The 19,627-nt window shown below is 71.1% G+C and carries 18 protein-coding genes, 1 tRNA gene and 1 pseudogene; 15 read left to right on the top strand and 5 right to left on the bottom strand.

Going from position 1 to position 19,627, the window contains the following annotated elements:
- Nucleotides 1-24: 24 nt before the first annotated feature.
- Nucleotides 25-1,203 (top strand): ROK family transcriptional regulator, encoded by a 1,179-nt coding sequence (locus ACWDEN_RS05930; RefSeq protein WP_450857486.1) that lies wholly within the window; start codon nt 25-27, stop codon nt 1,201-1,203.
- Nucleotides 1,204-1,222: 19 nt separating this feature from the next.
- On the opposite strand, the gene ACWDEN_RS05925 is transcribed toward ACWDEN_RS05930, so the two are convergent.
- Nucleotides 1,223-1,639, bottom strand: coding sequence for a VOC family protein (locus ACWDEN_RS05925; RefSeq protein WP_351614054.1), 417 nt, complete (start codon nt 1,637-1,639; stop codon nt 1,223-1,225).
- Nucleotides 1,640-1,774: 135 nt separating this feature from the next.
- Here ACWDEN_RS05925 and ACWDEN_RS05920 point away from each other — a divergent pair, with 135 nt between their 5' ends.
- From ACWDEN_RS05920 to ACWDEN_RS05860, 13 genes are all read left to right on the top strand, one after another.
- Entirely contained in the window at nt 1,775-2,146 is a 372-nt protein-coding gene (locus ACWDEN_RS05920) for a hypothetical protein (RefSeq protein WP_351614060.1), read from the top strand.
- 167 nt (nt 2,147-2,313) lie between these two features.
- Nucleotides 2,314-3,159: a hypothetical protein gene (locus ACWDEN_RS05915; RefSeq protein ID WP_351614063.1), complete on the top strand. Its 846-nt coding sequence runs from the start codon at nt 2,314-2,316 to the stop codon at nt 3,157-3,159.
- A gap of 68 nt (nt 3,160-3,227) precedes the next feature.
- A complete protein-coding gene (locus ACWDEN_RS05910; protein WP_351614066.1) occupies nt 3,228-3,983 on the top strand; it encodes a GntR family transcriptional regulator in 756 nt (251 codons plus the stop codon).
- A 180-nt stretch (nt 3,984-4,163) separates the two neighbouring features.
- Nucleotides 4,164-5,249, top strand: coding sequence for a TIGR03364 family FAD-dependent oxidoreductase (locus tag ACWDEN_RS05905; RefSeq protein ID WP_450857643.1), 1,086 nt, complete (start codon nt 4,164-4,166; stop codon nt 5,247-5,249).
- Nucleotides 5,250-5,257: 8 nt separating this feature from the next.
- Nucleotides 5,258-5,956: a phosphonatase-like hydrolase gene (locus ACWDEN_RS05900; protein WP_450857482.1), complete on the top strand. Its 699-nt coding sequence runs from the start codon at nt 5,258-5,260 to the stop codon at nt 5,954-5,956.
- A 1-nt stretch (nt 5,957) separates the two neighbouring features.
- Nucleotides 5,958-7,004 (top strand): ABC transporter ATP-binding protein, encoded by a 1,047-nt coding sequence (locus tag ACWDEN_RS05895; RefSeq protein ID WP_450857480.1) that lies wholly within the window; start codon nt 5,958-5,960, stop codon nt 7,002-7,004.
- The gene (locus ACWDEN_RS05890) at nt 6,997-7,779 is read left to right on the top strand and encodes a 2-aminoethylphosphonate ABC transporter permease subunit (RefSeq protein ID WP_450857478.1); all 783 of its coding nucleotides are present in this window, start codon (nt 6,997-6,999) and stop codon (nt 7,777-7,779) included. Before ACWDEN_RS05895 ends, ACWDEN_RS05890 begins: the two co-directional genes overlap by 8 nt.
- The gene (locus ACWDEN_RS05885) at nt 7,766-8,563 is read left to right on the top strand and encodes an ABC transporter permease (RefSeq protein ID WP_351614080.1); all 798 of its coding nucleotides are present in this window, start codon (nt 7,766-7,768) and stop codon (nt 8,561-8,563) included. Before ACWDEN_RS05890 ends, ACWDEN_RS05885 begins: the two co-directional genes overlap by 14 nt.
- Before the next feature lie 46 nt (nt 8,564-8,609).
- Nucleotides 8,610-9,665 carry a 2-aminoethylphosphonate ABC transporter substrate-binding protein gene (locus ACWDEN_RS05880; RefSeq protein ID WP_450857476.1) on the top strand — a complete coding sequence of 352 codons (1,056 nt, stop codon included), beginning with the start codon at nt 8,610-8,612 and terminating at the stop codon, nt 9,663-9,665.
- Between the two features lie 123 nt (nt 9,666-9,788).
- The gene (locus ACWDEN_RS05875; RefSeq protein WP_351614086.1) at nt 9,789-10,568 is read left to right on the top strand and encodes an HAD-IIA family hydrolase; all 780 of its coding nucleotides are present in this window, start codon (nt 9,789-9,791) and stop codon (nt 10,566-10,568) included.
- Nucleotides 10,569-10,725: 157 nt separating this feature from the next.
- Entirely contained in the window at nt 10,726-11,292 is a 567-nt protein-coding gene (locus ACWDEN_RS05870) for a hypothetical protein (protein ID WP_450857473.1), read from the top strand.
- A gap of 9 nt (nt 11,293-11,301) precedes the next feature.
- Nucleotides 11,302-11,964 (top strand): class F sortase, encoded by a 663-nt coding sequence (locus ACWDEN_RS05865; RefSeq protein ID WP_351614092.1) that lies wholly within the window; start codon nt 11,302-11,304, stop codon nt 11,962-11,964.
- Nucleotides 11,965-12,085: 121 nt separating this feature from the next.
- Nucleotides 12,086-13,111, top strand: coding sequence for a glycoside hydrolase family 6 protein (locus tag ACWDEN_RS05860; RefSeq protein ID WP_450857471.1), 1,026 nt, complete (start codon nt 12,086-12,088; stop codon nt 13,109-13,111).
- On the opposite strand, the gene ACWDEN_RS05855 is transcribed toward ACWDEN_RS05860, so the two are convergent.
- From ACWDEN_RS05855 to ACWDEN_RS05840, 4 genes and pseudogenes are all read right to left on the bottom strand, one after another.
- On the bottom strand, nt 13,112-15,046 hold the full coding sequence (locus ACWDEN_RS05855) for a radical copper oxidase GlxA (protein WP_351614098.1): 1,935 nt from the start codon (nt 15,044-15,046) through the stop codon (nt 13,112-13,114).
- Nucleotides 15,043-17,034, bottom strand: a complete 1,992-nt coding sequence (locus ACWDEN_RS05850; protein ID WP_450857469.1) for a glycosyltransferase family 2 protein — start codon at nt 17,032-17,034, stop codon at nt 15,043-15,045. Before ACWDEN_RS05850 ends, ACWDEN_RS05855 begins: the two co-directional genes overlap by 4 nt.
- A gap of 415 nt (nt 17,035-17,449) precedes the next feature.
- Nucleotides 17,450-18,136, bottom strand: a pseudogene (locus ACWDEN_RS05845) (FadR/GntR family transcriptional regulator); the annotation flags it as partial.
- 105 nt (nt 18,137-18,241) lie between these two features.
- Nucleotides 18,242-18,315: transfer RNA gene (locus ACWDEN_RS05840), tRNA-Lys, on the bottom strand.
- A gap of 186 nt (nt 18,316-18,501) precedes the next feature.
- Here ACWDEN_RS05840 and ACWDEN_RS05835 point away from each other — a divergent pair.
- The gene (locus ACWDEN_RS05835) at nt 18,502-19,584 is read left to right on the top strand and encodes a peptidoglycan-binding protein (protein ID WP_450857467.1); all 1,083 of its coding nucleotides are present in this window, start codon (nt 18,502-18,504) and stop codon (nt 19,582-19,584) included.
- Nucleotides 19,585-19,627: the final 43 nt, after the last annotated feature.

Raw genomic sequence — 19,627 nt, 5'->3', positions numbered from 1 at the left:
GCCAAAGTGCAAGTGGTGGGGACAATGGGTGGCGTGAACAGGACGAGGACGGGGACCGGTGTGTCGGCGAGCGGCGGTGGGCCGGCGGGAGCGAACCTCGTCGCGGTGCGGTCGCACAACACCGCGCTGGTGCTGGGGCTGCTGCGGGACGCCGGGGCGGAGGGGATCAGCCGGCTGGAGCTGGCCGAGCGGACCGGGCTGACCCCGCAGGCCGTCAGCAAGATCACCGCGCGGCTGCGGGAGGAGGGGCTGGCGGCGGAGGCCGGGCGGCGGGCGTCGACGGGCGGCAAGCCGCGGACCGTGCTGCGGCTGGTGCCGGAGGCGGGGCACGCGGTGGGGGTGCATCTGGACCGGGACGAGCTGCGGGCGGTGCTGGTCGATCTGGACGGAGCCGTGGTGGGGGAGCGGCGGGCCGAGCTGGACCTGGGGGCCGGGGCGGAAGCCGTGCTCTCGGTGGTCGGGGTTGCGGTGCGGGGGGTGGTCCGGGACGGGCTCGGCCCGGGTGCGGACGGGCCGGCCGGGGGCGGGTCGCTGCTCGGCGTGGGGGTGGCGCTTCCGGGACCGCTGGATCATGCGCGGGGGGTGCTGCACCGGGTGACCGGGTTTCCCGAGTGGGACGGGTTTCCGCTGCGGGACGCGCTCCGGCAGCGGTTGGGGGTGCCGGTGGTGGTGGACAAGGACACCAATGCGGCGGCGCTCGGGCTGTCGGCCGGGGGTTCCGGCGGCGAGGGCGGGTCCTTCGCGTATCTGCATCTCGGTACGGGGCTCGGGGCCGGGTTGGTGATCGGTGGGCGCGTGCACCGGGGGGCGCGGACCGGGGCGGGGGAGTTCGGGCACCAGGTGATCCAGCTGGACGGGCCGCCGTGCGAGTGCGGGAACCGGGGGTGCGTGGAGGCGCTGTGCCTGGCGGCCGTGGGGCGCGGGGAGACGGGGGAGGCGGCGCGCGTGCTGGGGGTCGCGGCGGCGAATCTGGTCGGGCTGCTGGACATCGACACGGTGCTGCTCGGGGGGCGGACGGTGGCGGGGGCGGCGGAGGCGTTTCTGCGGGGCGTCGGGGGGGTGCTCGAGGCGGCGCGGGCCCGGCGGGAGGGGGGCGTGGGCGGGGCGGTGCCGGTGCGGATCGTCCCGCGGGGGGAGCGGGTGGTGGCCGAGGGGGCCGCGCAGCTGCTGTTGGCCCCGGTGTTCGGGCGGGGGGACGCGTGAGGGACGCTGTGACAGGGTGCTACGAAGCCGTCGGCAGGTTCAGCTGCCAGGAGACGCCGAAGCGGTCGTTGATCCAGGTGAACTTGGTGCTGAAGCCGTAGTTGCCCGGGGGCATGAGTTCCGTGCCCTGCTCGGAGAGGGCCGCGTGGAGGCGGTCGATCTCGGCCTCGTCCTCGCACTGCACGAAGAGCGAGATGGCGGGTGTGAACGTGAAGTCGTGGGGCGCGGGGCTGTCGATGCACATGAACTGCTGACCGGCGAGCGAGAACGTGGCCCGCCGCACGCTCCCCTCCTCGCCGGGCCCCTCGGCCCCGTAGCGAGCAATGTTGACGACCTCGGCGTCGTCGAACAGCGAGGTGTAGAACGTCATCGCGTCCTCGGCGTTGCCCTCGAACATCAGGAACGTGGTGATCTTCTGTGACGCCGCGATCTTCATGCTGCATGCTCCTCAGACGCTGTCGGGCGGCGCAGGTCCGCCCGAGGTGTTCACAATGGACTCAAGCGCATCAATCGAACCAAACGGCCACCGCCGTCTCACGGAACGCACCGCTCGGTGCAGTGAGGAGTGAGTATGCGCTGCTCTCGCATCACCACCGCAACCCTCGTCGGCGCCAGTCTCGCGGCCCTCGCCGGCACGGCCACCGCCGCACCGGTCGGCACCGTCAGTCCCGCGAAGGTGAAGGCCGGTCAGACCGTATCCCTCACGCTCACGGGATGCAGTGATCCCAGCCGGGGCGGCCGCGCCGAAGGAGCGCCGGCCGGCCATGGCACGACGGAGCGCACCCCCATCGGCATCGTGGACCTCAAGCCGCTGGAGAACGGCACTCTGGCCGGGATCGCCGCGACCGTGTCCGACGCGCGCCCGGGCGTGGCGCAGATCTACATGGCGTGCGCCTCCGATCCGGACGCTGTGGTCACGGTGGACGTCACCATCACCGGCTGACCCCCGCCGAGCAAACTCAACTCCTGAACCCACCGCCTGAACCCACGGCCTGAACCCACCGCCCGGCCTCCGTCCATCGGGCGGACTTCGCGTCCCGTACCGGAGTGGCTGCCGCAGGGCGCCGGTCCTACCGGCATGGTTATGTGTTTATGCGACTGTGCACACCTTTGTCCCTCCGCCTCGCCGCAGCCGCCGCCGCGTCCGCCTCCGCCGGTGTGGCCGTCCCCGCGGCACCGGCCGCCGCCCTCGCCGACCCGCCCCCCGCCTGCGTCGGCGCTGACCCGCGGGCCTTCCCGCTCGCCGCCCGGATCCGTGGCGGTCCGGCCTCCTACGACGCGGGCGGCGGATACGGCACGTGGTACATCGACCTCACCAACACCACCCGCCGCGCCTGCACCGGCGTCCACCCGGTGGTCGTCCTCGTCGACGACAAGCGCACCCTGCAGCCGGACCAGCCCAAGCTGGAGTTCTACGACGGCCCCACGGCCCGGCCGGTGACGTTCGAGGGCACCGACGAGCAGGAGCTGATCGGCGTGCTCGACGGCGCCGGGTTCAACGGGTTCGCCGTACCGCCCGGGAGGACCGTCAGCGTCAAGGTCAGACTCGTGTTCCCCTCCGACACCGCGTCCGACCAGGTCACCGCCAACGCCGCCGTCGTCCAGCGCCGGGGCGACGACGGGGAGTGGATCGGGGAGTCCAATGCCTACCGGTTCGGGATCGGTGAGTACGCCCCGCCGTCCCCGGACGCCACGAAGGACGGCGGCGTGGCACCCGGCGAGTCCGCAGGCCCGCGCGCCACCCCCGGCGCCGGCATCACCACCCCCGGCATCACCACCCCCGATACCGACCCCGCCCCGGACCTGTCGTTCCCCGAGGGGGCGGAGGACGCCGGGGAGCGGGCCGGCGAGCTGGCGCGCACCGGACCCCGCCTCACCCGCGGGCTGCTCGCCGCCACCGCCGCGGTCCTCGGCGTCAGCGGCGTCGCGTTGCTGCTCCTCCGCAAACGCCGCTGAGCCGGGGCTGGTACGCCCATGCCGGGGGTCGTACGACGGGCACCCCTGCCGTCTGCGACGATCTTTGCGTGGACTACCCGAACGACCAGGCCCCCGGCGCCCCCGTCCGCTCCGGCATCCCCGAGCACGGGCGCATCCCCAAGTACTACGCGGTGAAGGCACGCATCGCCGCGCTGCTGGAGGAGCTGGGGGAGGGCAGTGTCATCCCCACTGAGCGGGACCTCGCCGAGCGGTACGACGTCGCCCGGGAGACCGTACGGCAGGCCGTACGGGAGCTGGTGCTGGAAGGGCGGCTGAGGCGGAAGGGGCGGGGGACGGTCGTCGCCGGTGCCAAGCTGGCCCAGCCGCTGTCGCTCGCGAGCTACACCGAGGGCGTGCGCCGGCAAGGCCGTACGCCCGGTCGTACGCTCGTCACCCTCGACCGGTTCCCCTGCCCGCAGGCCCTCGCCGCCGAGACCGGACTCACCCGGGGTGAACCCGTGTGGCACCTGGAGCGCGTGCTGCTCGCCGACGAGGAGCGGGTCGGCCTGGAGAGCACGTACGTCGCCGTCGAGCGGGTGCCCCGGCTGGACAGCGACTTCGACCCGGACTCCTCCTTCTACGGCTATCTCGCCAGTCAGGGCATCTCCTTCGGCGACGCCGACGAGCGCATCGAGACCGTGCTGGCCACACCCCGCGAGGCGCTGCTCATCGGCACCCCGCCCGCCCTGCCGATGCTGCTGATCCACCGCGTCTCCCGGGACACGGAGGGCCGGCCCCTGGAGCGCGTGCGCTCGCTGTACCGGGGGGACCGGTTCTCCTTCACCACCCACCTCAAGGGCTGAAAAGCGGCTTATGTCCCGATATCGACCCCCGCTCTAATATCACGGGAAGATAACGGGTCTAGCCCAAACGTGATGGGTCGTTCACGCTCTCGTTGTCAGCCGGATGTCTCCGGTTCCCTGATCGCGAGGAGCGTTGCCGTCGTGAAAGTGACAGTCGTCGGAGCAGGCGTGGTGGGCACCATGCACGCCTGGCATGCGGTGCAGCGTGGCCACCAGGTCGTCCAGATCGAGCGCGAGGCCGAGGCGCGCGGCGCCTCGCTGCGCAACTTCGGGCAGATCTGGGTCAGTGGCCGCGCCGCTGGAGAAGAGCTGCAGACCGCTCTGCGGGCGCGGGAGCTGTGGGAGGGCATCGGCGCACGGGTACCGGCGCTCGGCTTCCGGGCGAACGGGTCCCTGACCCCCGTCCGCGGCCCCCTGGAGCTCGCCGTCGCCGAGGCCGCGGTGGCCCGCGCCGACGCCGCCGCCCGCGGCTACAAACTCCTCACCCCGAGCGAGGCCCGCGCCCTCAACCCGGCCCTGCGCGGCGACTTCACCGCCGCCCTGTACTGCGAGCGGGACGCGGCCGTCGAGCCGCGCACCGCCCAACTCGCCCTCCGCGCCGAGCTGTTGAAGGCATCGAACTACACCTTCCTGCCGGGCCGGGAGGTCCGCGAGGTGACCGGCGCCGGGACCGTCCGGGACGACCACGGCGACGTGCACCGCGCCGACGCGGTCGTCCTGTGCACCGGCGCCTGGCTCGGCGGACTGGTCCGCGAACTCGCGGGACCGGAGCTGCCCGTGCGCCGGGTACGGCTGCAGATGATGCAGACCGACCCGCTGGGCGAACCGCTGCCGACGTCCGTCGCCGACGCCGACAGCTTCCGCTACTACCCGGCCTACGCCTCCCCGGCCCTCGACCGGCTCAACACCGAACAGCCGCAGCCGGAGACCGCCGCCACGCACCGGATGCAGCTGCTCATGGTGCAGCGCGCCGACGGCGGACTGACCATCGGCGACACCCACGAGTACGAGCACCCCTTCGCCTTCGACACCGTCGAGGAGCCGTACGAGCACCTCACCGGCGTGGTCGAGTCCCTCCTCGGCCGGCCGCTGCCGCGCGTCCGGCGCCGCTGGGCCGGCGTGTACGCGCAGTGCACCGAGCCCGGCCGGGTGGTGCACCGCCGGCAGGTGCGCGAAGGGGTGTGGCTGGTCACCGGGCCCGGCGGGCGCGGCATGACCTGCGCCCCCGCGATAGCCGAGACCACCGCGAACGAACTGGGCTGGTGACCACCCCCATGACCCCCGTAACCACCGACATCCGGCTCGTCGTCCTCGACATGGCCGGCACGACCGTCGCCGACGGCGGACTGGTCGAGCGCGCCTTCGCGGCGGCCGCCACCGAACTCGGCGTCGAGCCCGGCTCGGCCGAGCACGCCGAGCACCTCGCCTACGTCCGCGCCACCATGGGCGAGTCCAAGATCTCCGTCTTCCGGCACCTGTTCGGCGCCGAGGACCGCGCCCGGCGCGCCAACACCGCCTTCGAGAAGGCGTACGGCGACCTGGTCGACGGCGGCCTGATCGCCCCGGTGCCGGGGGCCGAGGAGGCCATCCGGGAGCTGGCCGGCAGCGGCCGTACCGTCGTGCTGACCACCGGCTTCGCCCGCGTCACCCAGGACGCGATCCTCGACGCCCTCGGCTGGCGGGACCTCGTGCCGCTCACCCTGTGCCCGGCCGACGCCGGCGGGCGCGGGCGGCCGTACCCGGACATGGTCCTGGAGGCCTTCGTCCGCACCAAGGCCGCCGAGGACGTGACGCAGGTCGCCGTCGTCGGGGACACCTCCTACGACGTGCTCAGCGGGGTGCGGGCCGGGGCCGGGCTGGTCGCCGGGGTGCGCACCGGGGCCCACTCGGACGCGGAGTTCCGGGCCGCCGGGGCCACGCACGTCCTCGACTCCGTCGCCGGCCTCCCGGCGCTGCTGCGGGGAGACCGGTGAGATGGGCATCCGCTTCGACTCCGTCACCGTCGCCTACGACGGCAACGTCGTCCTCGACTCTCTCGACCTGACCGTTGAGCCCGGCGAGGTCATGGCGCTGCTCGGGCCGTCCGGCTCCGGCAAGACCACCGCGCTGCGGGCGGTCGCCGGGTTCGTACGGCCCGTGTCCGGGCGGGTGCTCCTCGGCGGCAGGGACGTGACGGACCTGCCGCCGTACCGGCGGGGCATCGGGATGGTCGTCCAGAGCTACGCGCTGTTCCCGCACATGCGGGTGGACGAGAACGTGGCCTTCGGGCTCAAGGCCCGCAGGGCGGACAAGGCGGAGACACGGCAGCGGGTCGCCGAGGCGCTGGAGCTGACCGGCATGGCCGCCTACGCCCGCCGGCATCCGCGCGAGCTGTCCGGCGGGCAGCAGCAGCGGGTCGCCATCGCCCGCGCGCTCGCCATCCGGCCGGACGTGCTCCTCCTGGACGAGCCGCTGTCCGCGCTGGACGCCCGGCTGCGGTCCGGGATGCTGGCCGAACTCGCCCGGCTGCACCGGGAGTTGCCGGAGATGTCGATGCTGTACGTCACCCACGACCAGGTCGAGGCGCTGACGCTGGCCGACCGGATCGCGGTGATGGACGCGGCGCGGCTTCAGCAGTGCGGTACGCCGCGCGAGCTGTACCGGGCGCCGAAGAGCGAGTTCACGGCTTCCTTCGTGGGCGGCGCGAATCTGCTGCCGGTGACCGTGGGTTCCGGGGGCGTCGGCTTCGCGGGGACCGAGCTGAAGGTCGACGCGGGGGAGGTGGTCGCGGGGGCGCGGGCCACGTTGTGCGTACGGCCGCATGTCATCGCACTGGGGCAGGGCCCCAACCAACTCGACGGTGTCGTACGGGAGATCCAGTGGCGGGGAGCCACACATCGGCTGTACGTCGAGGTCGACGGGCATTCCGTCATGGCGGACGTGCGCGAGCTGAAGGAGCCGCCGGCGCTCGGGGACCCGGTGAGCCTGCACTTCGCCGCCGAGGACGCGGTGCTGCTGCCCGCAGGGGTCGGCCATGAGTAGGCGGCTGCTGTGGGCCCTTCCTCCCGTGGCCCTCCTCGCCCTCTTCTTCCTCTACCCCCTCGCCCTCGTCGTCCAGCAGTCCTTCCAGCCGGACGGCGGAGGCACCTCCCCGCAGCCGTACGCGGACGTCTTCGCCTCCGAAGCCTTCCGGAACGCGCTGTGGACCACCGTCTGGCTGGCGCTGGCCTCCACCGCCGGATGCCTGGTCCTGGGCTTCCTGCTGTCGCTGGTCATCGCGTTCGTACCGTTCCCCGGGGCGAAGGCGGTGGCGCGGTTCATCGACGTCTACCTGTCCTTCCCGTCCTTCCTCATCACGCTGGCACTGCTGTTCATCTACGGCACCACGGGCATCATCGGCTCCTTCCAGTTCCTCACCACCCCCTGGGGGGTGCTGCTGGCGGAGGTCACCTACTTCACGCCGTTCGTGATGCGGCCGCTGCTCGCCGCGTTCTCGCAGCTGGACACCGCCCAGCTGGAGGCGGCCGGTTCGCTGGGTGCGCGGGCACCCCGCATCGTCCGCCGGATCATCCTGCCGGAGTCGCTGCCCGCGCTCGCGGCCGGCGGGAGCCTGGTCCTGGTGCTGTGTCTCAACGAGTTCGGGATCGTGCTGTTCACCGGCGCGAAGGGGGTCACCACCCTGCCGATGCTCGTCTACAGCAAGGCGATCCTGGAGTCCGACTACCCGGGCGCGTGCGTGGTCGCCGTCGTCAACGTCCTGATCTCCGTGGGCCTCTACGGCCTCTACCGGGTGGTGAGCCGTCGTGCTGGTGCATAGCCGTGGGGCCAGGTGGGCGGTGTGGACGCTGTTCCTCGTCCTGTTCGTGCCGGTGTTCGCGCTTCCCCTGCTCGTCGTCCTCGGCGCCTCCTTCGCCACCCACTGGTCCGGCGTCCTGCCCTCCGGGCTGAACACCGCCAACTACCGTGCGGCGACCCGGGGTGAGGCCCTGCAGGCCCTCACCACCAGCCTGCTCACCGCCACCGCGGCCAGCCTGCTCGCGCTGACCGCCGGCACCTGGGCCGCGCTGGCCTCCGCCGCCCTGAAGAAGCGGTACCGGCGGCTCATGGACGCCCTGTTCGTGCTGCCGGTCGCCGTGCCGTCGGTCGTGGTCGGACTGGCGGTCCTGGTGGCCTTCTCCAAGCCGCCGATGCTGCTCAACGGCACCCGGTGGATCGTGATCCTCGCCCACACCGTGCTGGTCACCGCCTTCGCCCACCAGTCCGTGTCGGCGGCGATCACGCGCCTCGACCCGGCCTACGAACAGGCCGCCGCCTCCCTCGGCGCCCGGCCCGCCCGCGTCCTGCTCCGGGTGCGGCTGCCGTTGCTGCTGCCCTCGCTCACCGCGGCGGCCGGCCTCTGCTTCGCCCTGTCCATGGGCGAGCTGAGCGCCACGATGATGCTCTATCCGCCCGACTGGACCCCGCTGCCCGTCCTGATCTACGCGGCCACCGACCGCGGTGCCCTGTTCACCGGCTCCGCCGTCGCCGTGGTGCTGATGGCCGCGACCCTGCTCGTCCTGTTCGCCGTCTCCCGGATCCGCACCCGGGCCTCGTACCGCTGAATCCCCCTCGGTAATTCCCTTCACCACGCCAGGAGTTGGCCTCGCCATGCCCAGAAACCGCCTCACGCTCGCCGTAGCCCTCGCCCTGCTCGCCACCCCCCTGCTGTCCGCCTGCGGCGGCTCCTCGGCCGCCTCCGACGCCAAGGTCGTCACCGTCTACAGTGCCGACGGCCTCAAGGGCGAGAACGGCGACGGCTGGTACGACAAGGTCTTCGCCGACTTCACCAAGCAGACCGGCATCAAGGTCAAGTACGTCGAGGGCGGCTCGGGCGAGATGGTGCAGCGCGCCGTCCGCGAGAAGTCCAACCCGCAGGCCGACGTGCTGGTCACCCTGCCGCCGTTCATCCAGCAGGCCGACAGCAAGGGCCTGCTGCAGAAGTACGAGCCCAAGGACGCGGACCAGGTCAGCGGCGCCGACAAGGCCCCGGACGGCACCTGGACCTCGGTCGTCGACAACTACTTCGGGTTCGTCTACAACAAGAAGGAGCTGAAGCAGGCCCCGAAGACCTGGGACGAGCTGCTCGACGGCAAGTACAAGAACAAGCTCCAGTACTCCACTCCCGGCGTCGCCGGTGACGGCACCGCCGTCCTCATCAAGGCCATCCACGACTTCGGCGGCAAGGAGCAGGCCCTCGCCTACCTGAAGAAGCTCCAGGCCAACAACGTCGGCCCGTCCGCCTCCACCGGCAAGCTCGCCCCCAAGGTGGACAAGGGCGAGCTGCTCGTCGCCAACGGCGACGTGCAGATGAACTACGCCCAGTCCAAGACCATGCCCGACCTCGGCATCTGGTTCCCGGCCGGCAAGGACGGCAAGCCCACCACCTTCGCCCTGCCGTACGCGGCCGGCCTGGTCACCAAGGCCCCGCACGGCGAGAACGGCCAGAAGCTGCTCGACTTCATGCTCGCCCAGAAGCAGCAGCAGGAGGTCAGCGGGATCGGCGGCGGGTTCGCCGCCCGGCAGGACGTCAAGGCCACCGACGCCAACGCCATCGCCCTCACCAGGCTGATGGACGGCGTGGAGTTCTTCGAGCCGGACTGGAACGACATCGACAAGAACCTCACGTCGTACGTCGAGGACTGGAAGTCGGCGACGGGGAGCTGATCCGTTCGACCGGCGAACGCCGGGGTCAGGATCAGGCCACGCTGATTAGGCTGGGGGCGTCGGTACGCCGTGGTTCCGGCGCCCCAGCCTTTCCGACCGTACGCACGCCAGGAGACGCACAACATGGCAGACCGCAAGCCGATCGAGTCGTGGCTCACCGACATGGACGGTGTCCTGATCCACGAGGGTGTTCCGATCCCCGGCGCCGACGCCTTCCTGAAGAAGCTGCGCGAGTCCGGACGGCCCTTCCTGGTGCTCACCAACAACTCCATCTACACCGCCCGCGACCTGCACGCCCGGCTGCGCCGGATGGGCCTGGACGTGCCGGAGGAGAACATCTGGACCTCGGCCCTGGCCACCGCCCAGTTCCTCGACGACCAGCGGCCCGGCGGCAGCGCCTATGTCATCGGCGAGGCCGGTCTGACCACCGCGCTGCACGACATCGGCTACATCCTCACCGACCACGAGCCCGACTTCGTGATCCTCGGCGAGACCCGCACCTACTCCTTCGAGGCGCTGACCAAGGCGGTGCGGCTGATCAACGACGGCGCCCGGTTCATCGCCACCAACCCGGACAACGTCGGCCCCTCCACCGAGGGCGACCTGCCCGCCACCGGCTCGGTCGCCGCCCTGATCACCGCCGCGACCGGCAAGAAGCCCTACTTCGTGGGCAAGCCCAACCCGCTGATGATGCGGGCCGGGCTCAATGCCATCGGGGCCCACTCCGAGAACTCCGCGATGATCGGCGACCGGATGGACACCGACGTCCTCGCGGGCCTGGAGGCCGGCATGCGCACCTTCCTGGTGCTGTCCGGCGTCACCCAGCCCGACGACGTCGACGGCTACCCCTTCCGCCCCTCGCAGGTCGTCGACTCCATCGCTGACCTGGTCGACCTCGTCTGACCCGTCCCGTCCTGCCCTGACCGGACCCCGATCGGCCCCGATCGGTTCTGACCTGGGCCTTTCAAACCCCGATCCACCCGTTCGGAGCAATCGGGCGCCTCCCGAGGATGCGGAGGCGCCCGGGGCGGGGGAGCCTCCTGATATCTGGAGGTTCACGATGGGCTCACTACGCCTCACTGTCTGTACAGGAATCCTGGCCGTCGCCGCGTTCGCCCCGGCGGCCCACGCGGCCGACTCGGGCTCGGTCTCCGTGACGCCCGCCGCCCCCGCCCCCGGCACCGACGTGTCCGTGCGGGTCCACGGCTGCTCCGGGCCGCAGGGCACCGCCGCCTCGGCCGCGTTCGTCGCCGACGCCCGGCTGACCGGCGCACAGGGCACCCTGGCCGGCGAGACCCGCGTCCGCTCCTCCCTCAAGCCGGGCGCCTACGACGTCAGGATCACCTGCGCCGACTACGTCATCACCGGGAGGATCACGGTGGTCGACAGGGAGACGGCACCGGGCCGGGCACCCGGGCAGTACCAGGATCCCGCCGGCCGGCCCCCCACCTCCGCCTCGCCCGTCGCCCCCGTCCCCGCGGGCGGTGGCGGCACCGCCCACTTCGCCACGGTGGCCACCACCGAGTCCGGCCCCGACACCGTCCAGACCGTGACCGGCCTGGCCCTCGCCGCGACCGCGGCGGTCGCCGTCGGGCTCCGCGCCCGCCGCAACCGCGGCACCCGCTGAGCACGGGCCATGTCCCACGACCGTGCGCGCACCACCGGCACCGAGCGGCTCGTCACAGCCCTGACCTGGACCCTGCTGCTGTTCGGGCTGTGGCTGTGGGGCCGCGGGCTGACCGGCGTACCGCACACCACGGGCGGCTCCGCCACGGGGAACCTGTTCGCACCCGCCGAGGCCCCCCGGCTGCCCCGCCCGGCCAGGCCGCTCGGGGACGCCGTACCCCAGCGCGTCGACATCCCCCAGCTGGGCGTGCAGGCTCCGGTGGTCAGCCGGGGCCTGGACGCCGAGGGCGCCGTCGACCCGCCCCCCTTCGACCAGCCGGGCGTGGTCGGCTGGTACGGCGCCGGCACCGCACCCGGCGCCAAGGGCGCGGCGCTCCTGGTCGGGCACGTCGACACCGAGACTCGGCCCGCGGTGTTCTACAAGCTCAGCACCCTCGAGCCCGGCGAGACGGTCCGGGTGGTCCGCTCGGACGGCAAGGTCGCCCGGTTCACCATCGACGACGTCCGTGTCCTGCCCCGCGCCCGCTTCGACGCCCACCAGGCCTACGGCCCCCACCGGCCCGGCCGCGCCGAGCTGCGCCTGATCACCTGCGGCGGCTCCTTCGACCGCGCCGCCCGCAGCTACACGGCCAACGTCGTGGTCTCCGCATACCTCACCGGAACCGCGGGCTGACCCCCGCACACCTCGCCCCCCACGCCCCGCGGGGCGACCTCGCGACCTCGTGACGGACCGGGTGGATATGCCAGGATTGGCCCTGGACCGGTGCGCCCAGGGGGGACCAGGGGGAATTCGCATGGACGACAGCAGGGGGGCCCGCCTTTCCGGGCGGGCGTCGGCGGCGGTGGTGGTGCTGGGGGCGGCAGCGCTGCTCGCCGGATGCTCCTCCGGCGGCGGGGACGAGAGCGGCGACCCGGGAGCCCGGATCACCCAACAGCCCAAGGCCGCCGACCCGTTCTGGGTGAACCCGGACGGCACCGCCGCCCGCCAGGTCGGCGCCTACGAGAAGTCCGGCAGGAAGACCGAGGCCGCGCAGATCCGCAGGATCGCCGAGCAGCCGGTGGGGGAGTGGATCGGCCCGGAGAACCCGGAGAAGGAGGCGCGCGGCTTCACCGAGGCCGCCGAGAAGTCCGACCGTACGGCCCTGCTCGTCCTCTACAACATCCCGCACCGCGACTGCGGCCAGTACTCCCAGGGCGGCGCCGCCGACGGCAACGCCTACCGCGCCTGGATCGACGGCGTGGCCCGGGGCATCGAGGACCGCCCCGCCATCGTCGTCCTGGAACCGGACGCCGTACTCCACCTCGTGGACGGCTGCACCCCGGACCGGTTCCACGAGGAGCGCTACGACCTCCTCAAGGGCGCGATCGCCAAGCTCAAGTCCCTGCCGAACACCAAGGTCTACCTGGACGCGGGCAACGCCGGCTGGGGCCACCCCGACCAGATCTTCCAGAGCCTGCAGCAGGCCGGCATCGACCAGGCCGACGGCTTCTCCGTCAACGTCTCCAACTTCTACTCCACCCAGGACTCCCTCGCCTACGGCAAGCAGCTCTCGGCGAAGGTGGGCGGCAAACACTTCGTCATCGACACCAGCCGCAACGGCAACGGCCCCTACACCGGCGGCGACCCGGCCCAGCGCTGGTGCAACCCGCCGGGCCGGGCGCTCGGAGAAACCCCGACGACAAAGACGGCGGACGCCCTGGTGGACGCCTACCTGTGGGTCAAGCGGCCGGGAGAGTCCGACGGCACGTGCAAGGGAGGCCCGAAGGCGGGGGACTGGTGGGCAAGTTATGCACTTGCCCTTGCCGCCAACACCAAGTGACTACGGAACCCTGACCCACTGAGCCCTGCTCGGTGTCCCCTGATCGTCGTCGACGAACAACATGTACCAGCCGGAGGTCACCAGGTTCCGGTTCTTCGGGACCGTCACCGTGATCTTGTTCCCGGCCGCCTTGAAGTCCAGTGCTATGGACCGCTGGTCGACGTCCGTCACATGCGTGGACGCACTCGGCCGGATCAACCGCACCTTCTTGACACCGGCCGCGTGATCCGAGGTGAACGTCCCCGAAGCGCCGCGGGCGATCGTCTGCGGCCCTCCACCGAGTGTCGGCCGCGAGTCCCGGTACAGATACGGCGGTGTGTAGATCTCGATCCGCTGCTCGAACTTCCCCGGCTTGGTGTTCGCCTTGTCGCCGTACAGCGAGTCGGACCCGAAGAACATCACCCGCCCGTCCGGCAACAGGATGGAGCCGGAGTGGTAGTTCCGGCCCACCAGCGGATCCGCGACCCGGGTGAAGCTGTTGCTGTCGGGGTGGTACAGCCGCGCCTGCAGGATGTCGGAGTCGCCGCGCCCCCGGTAGTCCTCCGAGCCGCCGGAGACCAGCACCGTGTCGTCGGGCAGGATCGAGGACTGCGGATACCGCGTGCCCTTCTCCAGCGATGGCCCGTCCACGAAGTGCGGGTTCTGCGCCTTCAGGTCGATCAGCCGGGTCTTCTTGCTGGACAGCTTCGACTCACCGACGCCGCCGCCCCCGATCACCATGAACCTCTCGTTCTGCGCCGGAGGCAGCAGCACGGTCCCGGACGTCTCCATCGCGTTCGGGTCGCTCAGCCCGGGCAGCCTGGTGAACCTGTTGGTGTCGACGTCCCAGATGCCGGGCTCACGGCCCACGTTGTCCGGTCCGTACCCCGCGTTCGAACCCGAGTAGAAGATCTTCCCGTTCTGCATCAGGAACAGCGCCGGATATGTGGGGAACTGCCGGACCGTCTTCGTGTACGTCCACTTCTTCGTCCTCGGGTCGAAGACCTCGTTCTTGCCCGGTACCAGCTGACCGATGTCGTCGAGGCCGGAGACACTGAGGATCCTGCCGTCCGACAGGGTGGTGAGCGTCGGGTACCAGCGGGCCTCGTTCATCGGGTCGACCTTGATGTACCGCTCGGCGACCGGATCGAACTCGTAGGCGTCCTTGATCCCCTCGAAGTCCTTCTTGTCGAGGGCGAGCTTCTGCGCGATGCCGTAGGTGTTGCGCGCGTCGGCGCCGGTCAGGCCCTGGATGCGGTAGTTGTCCTGGGTGCCGGTCTCGTACTGGGTGCCCTCCTGCGGCGCCTCGACGTAGACACGGCCGTAACCGGGGTTGTTCCGCAGCCACTTGCCGGTGCTGTCGAAGACCTTCGTGGCGCGCGGGACCAGTACCGAGTCCTGGGAGACGAACGTCCTGCCGTTCTGTTTGCCGGTGAACCTGGTGCCCGCGGGCAGCGTCATCGGCTTGTCCGGGTTCTCGTTGTAGAGGATCATGACGCCGCCGGCCTTCTTGACGTCACCCTTGAGCTTCTCGTACCGCTTGGTCCCGCCCGCGATCAGCAGGTTGCCGTCGGGCAGCTGGGTGTGGCCGGTGCAGAACAGGTCGTTGGGTGTGGGGACCTTCTTGATCGTGCCCTTGACCGGGTCCCAGATGCGGGTGTCGAACTTCTTCCTGTTGAAGTTGTCCTGGTTGTTGCCCGAGCCGGCGACCAGCAGCACCTTGCCGGTGTGCAGCAGCGCCGCGTGGATGGTGTCCTGGCGGTACTCCGGTGGGAACTCGATGATGTCCCAGTGGCCGTTCTCGGCCTTGTACTCAGGTCTGTTGATCTTGTACTGGTGGTACTGCGCGGTGCCGAAGCGGTAGAGCCACGGCCCGTTCATCCCGGCCAGCGCGAGTACCACCGCCGTACCGATCGCGAGCCTGCGGGCGCGACGGCGGCCGGCCTGGTCCTTCATTCCTTGCTTCCCCCAAGTCCGCCAAGGGCGATCTGCATGGTCTGCTCGTTCTCCCCGCTCCGGTCCGCCTCCCGGCCCCCGTGCTGCTCGCCGGCCGCCCAGGTGGGCCGCTTGAGCGGCAGATGGGCCGCGTACGGCGCGGGCACCGCGTCCTGCGGTTCGGCGATCGCCGTGGCCGTCGCCGGCTTCGGCCTCTTCCGTTCCTGCCGCAGCGTGTACCGCCAGGCGAAGATCGGCGAGGCGGTGATCAGCAGGGCGAGACACCCCCAGGTGATCATCGCGGGGTGGGAGTGCCCGAACACGAAGCCGGCGGCGAGCGAGCCGGCGAAGACCAGGATGAAGAACCAGTGGACCCGGAACGTCCCGAACAGCGTGTCGGGGCTCGCCGATTCACCCTTGGGCGTGACCACGAACCTGCTCTTGCGGCGCAGTACGGCGTCCATGAGGGAGCGCGCGTAGATCGGCGCGGACAGGGCGGACATCACCATGCCCGCGACACCGCCGGAGCCCTCCGGCTCGTGCGGGGAGACGTTGTGCCGCCGGTTCCAGATGTACAGGCCGATCTGGAGCGCGGAGGCGTTGCCGTACAGCATCAGCCACACGGTCGGGTCGATGTTCACGCCCGAGGCGCCCAGGCCCAGGAACAGGGCACAACTCAGCGCCGCGAGAATCCAGTTGAGGGCGGACATCGGATAGAAGATGATCATCATCGTGTAGTTGAAGAGCTTGCCCGGCCCCAGCGTGAACAGGCCCTTCCAGTACTGCTTGAGGATCGTCTCGTACGTGCCCCGGGACCAGCGCAGCTGCTGGGTGAAGAAGTCCGTCCAGGCGTTCGGGCCCTCGCCGACCGCGAGCACGTCCGGGGTGTAGACCGACTTCCACTTGCGGCCCGTCGCCGGGTTCTTGGCGCGGTGCATCTCGAAGCCCGTCGCCATGTCCTCGGTGATGGAGTCGTACAGGCCGCCGATCTGCCTGAGGGCGCTGATGCGTACGGCGTTGGAGGTGCCGACGAACATCGGGGCGCCGTAGCGGTTGCCGGCGCGCTGGATCAGGGCGTGGAAGAGGAACTGCTGGGACTCGGCGGCCTTGGTGACGAACGTGTCGTAGTTGCCGTACACCTGCGGGCCGATGACGAAGCCGACGTCCGGGTCGCGGAAGTAACCGAGCATCCGCTCCAGGTAGTTGGGCAGCGGCACATGGTCGGTGTCGACGGAGGCGAAGAAGTCGTAGTCGCCGCCGTGCGCCTCCAGCCAGGCGTTGTAGTTGCCGTGCTTGGTCCTGGCGCGGTGCGGCCCCTTGGGCTGGTTCCACTTCTCCACCCCCTTGCGGGTGAAGTGGTGCACGCCGAGCCGGGCGCAGACCTCCCTGACGGCCGGGTCGTCGCCCTCGTCCAGCAGCCACACGTGCAGCAGGCCCCGGTGGCGCAGCTTCACCGCCGCCTCCAGGGTCCTCGTCACCATCTCCAGCGGCTCCTTGCCGGGCACATAGGTGGTGAGGAAGGCGACTCTGGTTCCGGTCTCGGGGACCACCGGGACCGGGTCGCGGGCGACCAGGGTGGCGTGGGCGTTGGACAGCACGTTCATGCAGCGGAAGAACTCGATCAGGCCGATCGAGACGAGCATGACGACGTCGAGCGCCGGCAGGAAGTCGTAGGCGGGATAGTCGCGTTCGGTCCAGTGCTCGGGCTGCAGCAGCCAGAACAGCAGGACCAGGGAGAGGAGCGGGGCCGCGCCCAGCATGAGCGCGGCGCGGATGCGGTGCGGCTCCTGTGAGAGCAGCGACCGGTACTGCACCCTGTACGGCTTCGCCGGGTCGGGCTGGGTGAGGGGGCCCGCGAGCCGGCTGTAGTGCTCGTAGTCGTATCTCGGCAGGCTCTTCTTGATCCGGCGTAACTGGCCCGTCCGGTGCCCGATCACCCTGAGCTGTGTGGTCTGTGACGGGTCGTCGTGAGCGTGGCTGTGTCCGGCGCCCGTCGGCGTCGACGTCATGAGTCATTCCCCCCACACGCAGGTCACCGCGTGTTCTGTCGCTGTGGTGGCTCGCAGTCCCCACGTCTTCCCCACCTCATGGACACGGGACTGGCGACCTTCCGGTTGCATTGATGCCCCCCTCGGCATCGGTTCATGAGCGGGGCCCCCTCCCCGCCGTCCGGCAACCGTTTGCTTCCCCCCAACTCCCGCCAAACGGCGGCAGCTTGGACATCTCAGGGTTCTACGGCGCTCCACATGATCGCAAGACGCGAAACGCGGTGTTTACCGCTCAAACCCGTTCATTGTGGCGCGCGTGGGGCTCGGGGGACGGGGGCGCGCCGCTGGTCCCGGGTGACCCGGGTGACCCGGGTGGCCGGGGTGTGCCGGTGCTTCCGGGTGACCGGGGTGGCTGGGATGTGCCGGTGGTCCCGGGTGGCCGGGATGTGCCGGTGGTGGAGAGGCGGACGCGGATGTTGCCGAAGTGATCTCTTATGGCCTCCTCCGCCCGCAGTGAGTCGCCGGACCGCACCGCGTCCAGGATCTCCCGGTGCTGGCGGCAGGTGACCCTGGGGTCCTGCGGCACGTCCACCAGATCCTGCTGCACCCGGTGGAAGGCGTCCCAGAACGCCTCCAGCACCTCGCTCAGCAGCACGTTGTCCAGCCCCCGGTAGAGGGTGGCGTGAAAGGCCCGGTCGGTCTCGGCGAGGCCCGCCCCCTCGGCGGCCTCCTGCTCCATACGGTCCACGAGGCCGTCCAGTTCAACGAGGTCCGCCTCGGGCAGCCGCCCGGCCAGCCGCGAGACCAGCCCGGTCTCCACGGCCTCGCGCAGCTCCAGCAGCTGCAGCAGGGAGTCCTCGCCACGGTAGTGCCCGGCGACGGTGCGGAAGGCCAGCCCCTCGATCATGGGTGCGAACGACATCGAGCCGACGTACGTCCCGAACCCGTGCCGGATCTCCACGATGCCCATGGCCTGGAGCGCTTTCAGGGCCTCGCGGACGGAGTTCCGGCTCGCGCCGAGGTACTCCATCAGCTCGGGCTCGGTCGGCAGCGGGGCACCCGAGGGCAGCCGTCGGTCGACGATCAGCTTCTTGATCCGCTCCTGGAGGTCCCGGGCTGCCATGGCGAGAGGGTATCCGGCCAGTCGGGGGGAGGGCCCGGTTCCGGACAGGGGAGATTTCCGGACATGCGAAAAGCCCCCCGCTTTCGCGAGGGGCCTCCCGGTCGGTGCGCCGCCAGGGACTCGAACCCCGGACCCGCTGATTAAGAGTCAGCTGCTCTAACCAACTGAGCTAGCGGCGCCTGCTGACGGAGATAACTCTACCCGACCTCCAGGGGTGCCCATGACCACCCCCGGGTGATCGGCCGGGGGTCCGGAGGGGCGTGTACATCATTCGGGCCGTCAAAGTGGCGGTCCGGTGGACAGTTGGAAAACTGATCAACGTGCAATCTCGCGGACAACGCCCCTTCGAATGTGAGGTAGATCGCATGCCGGCTCCGGTGTTCGTGGACTTCGACCCCACCCGCGACTGCGACTGCCCCGGTTGCGTCCAGGAGCGACGGGCCGGCCCCGGCCCGTCGTCCGGCCGCCCCCGCGTCCGCCCGGCGGCCTGCGGGATCGTGGCCGCGGCCGCCGCGTCCGCCGTCCTCGGCGCGGCCGCCCCGGCCGCCGCCCTCACCCCCGTCCGCCCCGCCGCGGTGGAGCGCCTCCATGCCCCCGACGACGGCGAGTCCGACACCCCCCAGGGCGCCCCGGGCCCGCTGTACGGCCCGAAGGGCAAACCGGCCGAACCCGGCACCACCCCTACCCCGGCCACCACCCGGACCAAGATCATCGACCGGGCCAAGATCTGGGTGACCGCAAAGGTGCCGTACAGCATGGAGGCCTACTGGACCGACGGCTACCGGCAGGACTGCTCGGGCTATGTCTCCATGGCCTGGGGGCTGCCGGGCAACGAGTGGACGGGCAGCCTCGACCAGTTCGGAGTGAAGATCACCAAGGAGGAGCTCGAGCCCGGCGACATGCTGCTGTACCACAATCCCGACAACCCGGAAAAAGGCTCTCACGTGGTGATCTTCGGCGGCTGGACCGATTACAAGCACACCAACTACACGGTCTACGAGCAGACACCCCCGCACACCCGCAGCCAGGCCACCCCGTATCCCTACTGGAGCAACGCCGACAAGTACGTCCCCTACCGCTACAAGGGCCTGACCTCCGGCGGGAAGGGCGCGGAGACGGTCTCGGCGGCGGGAGGACCGGGCCGCGCCGCCACGCGGGGAGTGCCCGTCTCGCACGGGGTGCCCGGCTATCCGGGCAGGGCCTCCTTCCGTCCGGGCGCGGAGAACGCGTACGTCACGCAGCTGGGCCGCCGGTTGATGGAGAAGGGATTCGGCACGTTCTATCCCGCCGGTCCCGGTCCGCGCTGGGGTGAAGCGGACCGGCGCGCGGTGCAGGCCTTCCAGCGCACCCAGGGCTGGCGCGGCGGCGCGGCGGACGGCTTCCCGGGACCGGAAACCTGGCGCCGGCTGTTCGCAGACACGGACCCCGATCGCGCGACGGGCCTCTGAGCGGGGGGCCGGGGGGGGCGGCCTTTGAAGGCTGGGCCGGGTG

The organism is Streptomyces sp. NPDC001153 (assembly GCF_053598315.1).
This window is presented reverse-complemented; position numbering and strand designations above follow the sequence as displayed.

Coding starts and splice junctions, on each gene's coding strand:
- ACWDEN_RS05850 (WP_450857469.1), bottom strand. CDS start 17,034: ATGACGTCGACGCCGACGGGCGCCGGACACAGCCACGCTCACGACGAC.
- ACWDEN_RS05865 (WP_351614092.1), top strand. CDS start 11,302: ATGTCCCACGACCGTGCGCGCACCACCGGCACCGAGCGGCTCGTCACA.
- ACWDEN_RS05900 (WP_450857482.1), top strand. CDS start 5,258: ATGACCCCCGTAACCACCGACATCCGGCTCGTCGTCCTCGACATGGCC.
- ACWDEN_RS05895 (WP_450857480.1), top strand. CDS start 5,958: ATGGGCATCCGCTTCGACTCCGTCACCGTCGCCTACGACGGCAACGTC.
- ACWDEN_RS05870 (WP_450857473.1), top strand. CDS start 10,726: ATGGGCTCACTACGCCTCACTGTCTGTACAGGAATCCTGGCCGTCGCC.
- ACWDEN_RS05905 (WP_450857643.1), top strand. CDS start 4,164: ATGCACGCCTGGCATGCGGTGCAGCGTGGCCACCAGGTCGTCCAGATC.
- ACWDEN_RS05890 (WP_450857478.1), top strand. CDS start 6,997: ATGAGTAGGCGGCTGCTGTGGGCCCTTCCTCCCGTGGCCCTCCTCGCC.
- ACWDEN_RS05930 (WP_450857486.1), top strand. CDS start 25: ATGGGTGGCGTGAACAGGACGAGGACGGGGACCGGTGTGTCGGCGAGC.
- ACWDEN_RS05875 (WP_351614086.1), top strand. CDS start 9,789: ATGGCAGACCGCAAGCCGATCGAGTCGTGGCTCACCGACATGGACGGT.
- ACWDEN_RS05860 (WP_450857471.1), top strand. CDS start 12,086: ATGGACGACAGCAGGGGGGCCCGCCTTTCCGGGCGGGCGTCGGCGGCG.
- ACWDEN_RS05920 (WP_351614060.1), top strand. CDS start 1,775: ATGCGCTGCTCTCGCATCACCACCGCAACCCTCGTCGGCGCCAGTCTC.
- ACWDEN_RS05835 (WP_450857467.1), top strand. CDS start 18,502: ATGCCGGCTCCGGTGTTCGTGGACTTCGACCCCACCCGCGACTGCGAC.
- ACWDEN_RS05855 (WP_351614098.1), bottom strand. CDS start 15,046: ATGAAGGACCAGGCCGGCCGCCGTCGCGCCCGCAGGCTCGCGATCGGT.
- ACWDEN_RS05880 (WP_450857476.1), top strand. CDS start 8,610: ATGCCCAGAAACCGCCTCACGCTCGCCGTAGCCCTCGCCCTGCTCGCC.
- ACWDEN_RS05925 (WP_351614054.1), bottom strand. CDS start 1,639: ATGAAGATCGCGGCGTCACAGAAGATCACCACGTTCCTGATGTTCGAG.